Genomic DNA, 5,800 nt, shown 5'->3' with positions numbered 1-5,800 from the left:
GACGGAGGAGGAGGGGGCGGGGACCTCCGTCCAGCCGTCGCCGTTGATGTCCATGGGATAGAGGCCGTAGAAGGGGGCAATCTCCCCGGAGACCCCGGTGGCCTCGGAAAGGACGATGTTGGTCAGCTCCCCGTTCCGCAGGGCCAGGATGTCGGTGACCGCGCCGGATTGTTCCGTCACCCCGGTGACAAAGAGGGCCGGCGTGCCGCCCTTCAAGGTCCCGGTGGTCAGGCGGCCCTGCTGGCTCAGCTCCGCCATGGTGACGGAGATGCGGGCCGGGGACTGGGACGCCAGGGCCCCCTTCCGCCAGTCGTAGCAGTCGGCCACGCCGTCCCCCTCCTCGTCGGCGTGGAGGACCACCAGCTCCCGGAGGCCGTCGCCGTCCAGGTCGATGCTGGCGTAGCGGACATAGCTGACGCTGCGCAGCAGCTCCTGGGGCCCGGCGGCGTCCAGGGCGTAAACCGAGAGGGCCTGGAGCTCGGCGTTGACCCGCCAGCCCACGATGATCTCTGTCCGCCCGTCTCCGTCCAGGTCCGTGTAGACCACGCTGTAGACGGACGCGCCGCTGCCCTCGATGACGGCGGACTGCTCATAGCTGTCCTCCTTGGCAGAGAAGATATAGATTTTCAAGGGCTTTTCGTCCTCCGCCTTGCGGAAGAAGGCGACGGCCTCCTGCTGCCCGTCGCCGTCCAGGTCCGTCAGCTGCACGGGCTGGATGTTGGCCCCGGACGTGGGGGCGGCGTACTCGGCGCCGTCCTCCAAAATGGCGTTGAGCCGGGCGTTCAGCTCCGTGTACTTGCCGGGCAGCTCCGGCAGGGCGTAAAGCTCCTCGGGGTTGAACTCGAAGTTGAACCCGCCGCAGCCGCCCAGGGACAANGACAGCAGCAGCGCCGCCGCCANGNCCCGTATTTTTTTTGCCATTCCGCCGCCTCCCTTGCCGCTTGAAGCGGATTTGAAGTCCCTTGGCAGGGACCTGAAAACTCTAATATCCTATCATACCACGTTTTTCCCCGTTTGGGTAGTGTTTCTTAACTTGATTTTGCCCCNNATTTTNTCCCGTCCGGCCCGTATCTTACAAAATTGTAAGACACGCACCCAANACTGTAAGGCAAATCCATGGCATCCCGGCCCCAAGCCTGTTACAATAAGGCCATCACCCAAGAGGAGGAATCCGATATGCCTTTACTGGAAGTACAGCACCTGCAAAAAATTTACACCACCCGCTTCGGCGGCAATCAGGTCACCGCCCTGGCGGATGTGAATTTCTCCGTGGAGTCCGGGGAGTACGTGGCCATCATGGGCGAGTCCGGCTCCGGCAAGACCACCTTATTAAATATCCTGGCGGCCCTGGACCGCCCCACCGCCGGGGAGGTCTTCCTCAATGGAAAGGCCCTCTCCGACATCCGGGAGCGGGACCTGGCGGCTTTCCGCCGCTCCCACCTGGGCTTCGTGTTCCAGGACTTCAACCTCCTGGACACCTTCTCCCTTCAGGACAACATCTTCCTGCCCCTGGTCCTGGCGGGGAAGGACTACCGGGACATGAAAAAGAAAATCCAGCCCATCGCGGAGCAGCTGGGCATCGCCGGTATTCTGCCCAAGTACCCCTACGAGGTTTCCGGCGGGCAGAAGCAGCGCTGCGCCGTGGCCCGGGCCCTCATCACGGACCCCCAGATCGTCCTGGCCGACGAGCCCACCGGGGCGCTGGACTCCCGGGCCGCCGACAACCTGCTGGAGCTCTTCGGAGAAATTAACAAAGGGGGCCAGACCATCCTCATGGTCACCCACTCCGTCAAGGCCGCCAGCCACGCCGGGCGGGTGCTCTTCCTCCGGGACGGGCAGGTCTACCACCAGCTCTACCGGGGGACCCAGAGCGCCGAGGCCCAGTTCGCCAAGATCTCCGACACCCTGACGGTGCTGACGCAAGGCGGTGAGCCCCGTGCGTAAGTCCGGCTTCTTCCCCCGCCTGGCCCTGGTGAATCTGGCCAGAAACGGGCGGTTTTACGGCCCCTACCTCCTCTCCTGCGTGGTGACGGCGGCTATGTACTACATTTTGCTGTTTCTGGCCTATAACGAGGGGCTGGACAGTGTCCGGGGGGCCATGTACCTCAAGAGCTTCGCCGGGGTGGGCTGCTTCGTGGCGGCGGGCCTGGCGGCGGTAATCCTGCTCTACGCCAACAGCTTTGTCATGAAGCGCCGCCAGCGGGAGCTGGGGCTCTACAACATCTTAGGGCTGGAAAAGAGGCACATCGCCCGGATGTGCTTCTGGGAGACCGTGTTCTGCGCCGCCGTCACCCTGGCGGGGGGCCTTCTCCTGGGCATCCNGTTTTCCAAGGCGGTCATCCTGCTCCTTTTAAAGCTGGCCCGCGTCCCCGCCCAGTTCGGCATGGAAATTTCCACCCGGGGCATTTGGGAAACCGCGGCGCTCTTCGGCGCGCTGTTCCTGTTCACCCTTGCGCGAAATCTTTGGAGCGTCAGCCGGGCCAAGCCGGTGGACCTGCTCCACAGCGCCTCCGCCGGGGAGCGGGAGCCGAAAACGAAATGGCTGCTGGTTATCCTGGGGGTGCTGACCCTGGGAGGCGGATACTTCATCGCCATCGCCACCCAGAACCCCATTGAGGCCATGCTGTTCTTTTTCGGGGCGGTGTTCCTGGTCATCATTGGCACGTACTGTCTGTTCACCGCCGGGTCCATCGCCATTTTAAAGCGCCTCCGGGCCAACCCGAAATTTTACTACCAGACCCGGCATTTCACCGCCGTCTCCGGCCTTCTCTACCGGATGAAGCAGAACGCCGTGGGCCTGGCCAGCATCTGCATCCTCTCCACCATGGTGCTGGTGACGGTCTCCACCACCATCGCCATGAACATCGGCCTGGAGAACTCCCTGAATGAGATGTACCCTTATGACATCGAATTCCTCCAGGACCTGGAAAACCAGCCGGGGGACCCCATGGACCGCTTGCGGGAGGTGGAGGCTGCCGCCAACGCCTCCGGGGGCTTTACCGATTCCCGGTACTACACCCGCTATTGGGTCTACTGCGGCGTTCGGGGCAGTGAGATTTCCCTAAACTTGGATCAAAACTGCCTGCGGGCGGAGGTGGAGGTGGTGACGGCGGAGGACTACAGCCGCCTCACCGGAAAGAACGTCATTCTGGCTCCGGACGAGGTGCTGGCCTGTTCGAAGGGCCCGGCGGATTTCCCGTCGGACTTCACCGTCTCCGCGAACTTTGGCGAGGCGGGCCTGTCCTTCCACGTCCGGGAGGAAATCACGGAGGTCATCCGCCACGCGACCAACAAGCTGCNGGGCTCTGAGGAATCGTCGCTGTTCCTGGTGGTGGCGGACCGGGAGACGGCGGAGGCGCTCATGGACCTGGATACCTCCCGCAGCGCCCGGCAGTTCCGGGTTCAGATGAATCTGGCGGGGGAGGATTATGAGGAAAAGCTGGCCCAGACGGAGCGGCTTGTGTTCGAGCTGAGCAAGCGGGACGGCGGCGTGAGCTTCNCCAGCAAGCAGGACAATGCCCAGGAGTTCTACGCCATGTACGGCGGGTTCCTGTTCCTGGGGGTCTTCCTGGGGCTCCTCTTCCTGCTGGCTACCGTCCTTATCATCTACTATAAGCAGATCTCCGNGGGCTGCGAGGACCAGCGCCGCTTTTTAATCCTCCGCCAGGTGGGCATGAGCGAAAAGGAGATCAACGCCTCCATTCACAGCCAGATTCTGCTGGTGTTCTTTCTGCCCCTGGGGGCGGCGGCGCTCCATGTGNTCATGGCCTTCCCCATGCTCTCCAGAATGTTGGAGCTGTNCAACCTCCACGACGGGAAGCTCTTCGTCCTCTGCACGGCGGGAACCCTGGCGGTGTTCTGCCTGATCTACGCCCTGGTCTTCGCCTGGACGGCCCGGGNCTACAGCCGCCTGGTGGNCGCAAACAGCTGAGCCCTCTCTTTTCAGACCCCGCCGGTCAGGATAAGCCCTCCGGCGGGGCCTGGTTTTAATCTGTCGAAACCGTTAGATTTCAGAAAGACTCTGGACAGATTCTTTTGTTACAGTGCTTACAGACGCGGAGCCCGGGAAAAATAACGAAGAGTTACAAAATTGTACCTTTTTTGTAACGCCTCCCGCCGGTTTGTGGTGTATGCTTACGAACAAGACGCTTGGGCCCCCTTCTATAGCAATCCTTAAAAAAACCGGCGGCAGTTCGGCAGATAGAGGCGGCACATCCCGGCGTCTTCCTCCTTGACGGGCGTCAGCCCGCCTGCGCCGTCATCCTTGTGCTGTATCGCCTGTATCCGCCTCCTTTGCCGTCATTCTTTCTGGGGCTTGCTATAAAAAGTTTTTCATGGGGGGCTTGACAAGCTGTACTAACTGTATTATTATTGCTAATACGATAGTACAATAACACAGGAGGGAAATTTTTTCAAAGCCTTTGAAGAATTCCCCCCGGCTGTCCCGTAATATACTTGAGACATGAGAAGCGAGGTCTGACATGAAAATTCTGATTACANCCGACTGGTACCTTCCCGCGGTGAACGGCGTGGTCACCTCGGTNAAGAATCTCCGCCGTGAACTGGAGGCCCGGGGCCACGAGGTCCGGGTGCTGACTCTCTCCCAGAACCGTCATTCCTGCCGGAAGGACGGCGTGACCTGCCTGGGCTCCGTGGCGGCGGGGCTGATTTATCCCGGCGCCCGGCTGCGGACGGCCCTGGCGGGGAAGTGGGTCCGGGAGATCGTGGAGTGGGGCCCCGACGTGGTCCATTCCCAGTGCGAATTCTCCACCTTCTTCCTGGCCCGGCGCATCGCCGAGGAGCTGGACATTCCCCTGGTCCACACCTATCACACGGTGTACGAGGACTACACCCACTATTTTTCCCCCAACGTCCGCTTNGGGNAGAAGGCCGCCGCCGNCTTCACCCGCTGGGCCGCCTCCCACACGGACTGTCTCATCGCCCCCACGGGGAAGGTGCGGCTGCTGCTTCAGGGCTACGGCGTGGAGAAGCCCATCTTCGTGGTGCCCTCCGGCATCGACCTGCGGCGCTTCCGGGATGAGCCGGACCCCCTGCGGGGCGCGGTGCTCCGGGCCAGCCTGGACATTCCCCGGGAGAGGACCGTGCTGGTCTTTGTGGGGCGGCTTGCCGAGGAGAAGCGGGTGGATGAGCTTCTGCGCTTCCGGGCCAACATGGGCCCGGGGGGCGTGACGTTGCTTCTGGTTGGCGACGGGCCGGACCGCAAGCGCCTGGAGGGCGTGGCCCAGAGCCTGGGCCTGGCCGCCCCGGATGTGGTGTTTGCCGGGATGGTCCCGGCGGAGCAGGTGGCGGACTGGTATCAATTGGGGGACCTGTTCGTCAGCGCCTCCACCAGCGAGACTCAGGGCCTCACTTATGCCGAGGCCCTGGCGGCAGGCGTGCCGGTGCTCTGCCGGGCGGACCCCTGCCTGCTGGGCGTGGTCCGGGACGGGGAGAACGGCTGGCAGTACCACGGCGAGGCGGAGTTCCGCCAGCGGCTGGAGGAGTTCCTGGCCCATCCCCAGCGGCGGGAGGCCCTGTGCCGGGCCGCCCGGGAGACGGGGGAGGAGTACTCCGCCCAGCGCTTCGCGGAGCGGGTAGAGTCCATTTACTTAGAGCAGATCGAGCGCGGCTCGTTACGGAGGATACCGGCATGAAACAGCAGAGCGTTCCCATTGAAAAGCGGGCCCTTCAGGCGGCGTCCCTCATCGGCTTCGCCATCTGCGTGGCGGTGGCGGTCTGGGGCTGGCGGACGGGGGTCTTGACCTCCCAGGAAAAGCTCCAGGAGCTGGTGGCGAAATGG

General features: G+C 63.0%; 4 protein-coding genes. 3 read left to right on the top strand and 1 reads right to left on the bottom strand.

Going from position 1 to position 5,800, the window contains the following annotated elements; genetic code table 11:
* Window positions 1-921, bottom strand: a 921-nt coding sequence (locus JX325_RS11940) for a VCBS repeat-containing protein (RefSeq protein ID WP_204791340.1), incomplete at its 3' end; no start/stop codon positions are given.
* A gap of 255 nt (window positions 922-1,176) precedes the next feature.
* Between JX325_RS11940 and JX325_RS11935 the strand changes: the two genes are divergently transcribed.
* The 3 genes from JX325_RS11935 (at window position 1,177) to JX325_RS11925 (ending at window position 5,654) form a co-directional block, all read left to right on the top strand.
* A complete protein-coding gene (locus JX325_RS11935) occupies window positions 1,177-1,944 on the top strand; it encodes an ABC transporter ATP-binding protein (protein WP_204791339.1) in 768 nt (255 codons plus the stop codon).
* Window positions 1,937-3,931, top strand: coding sequence for an FtsX-like permease family protein (locus tag JX325_RS11930; protein WP_204791338.1), 1,995 nt, complete (start codon window positions 1,937-1,939; stop codon window positions 3,929-3,931). The genes JX325_RS11935 and JX325_RS11930 overlap by 8 nt, the downstream gene beginning before the upstream one ends.
* Before the next feature lie 550 nt (window positions 3,932-4,481).
* Window positions 4,482-5,654 carry a glycosyltransferase family 4 protein gene (locus JX325_RS11925; protein ID WP_204791337.1) on the top strand — a complete coding sequence of 391 codons (1,173 nt, stop codon included), beginning with the start codon at window positions 4,482-4,484 and terminating at the stop codon, window positions 5,652-5,654.
* Window positions 5,655-5,800: the final 146 nt, after the last annotated feature.

The sequence above is a fragment of the Oscillibacter sp. CU971 genome (assembly GCF_905219725.1).
Classification (GTDB): domain Bacteria; phylum Bacillota; class Clostridia; order Oscillospirales; family Oscillospiraceae; genus Oscillibacter.
This window is presented reverse-complemented; position numbering and strand designations above follow the sequence as displayed.

Coding starts and splice junctions, on each gene's coding strand:
- JX325_RS11935 (WP_204791339.1), top strand. CDS start 1,177: ATGCCTTTACTGGAAGTACAGCACCTGCAAAAAATTTACACCACCCGC.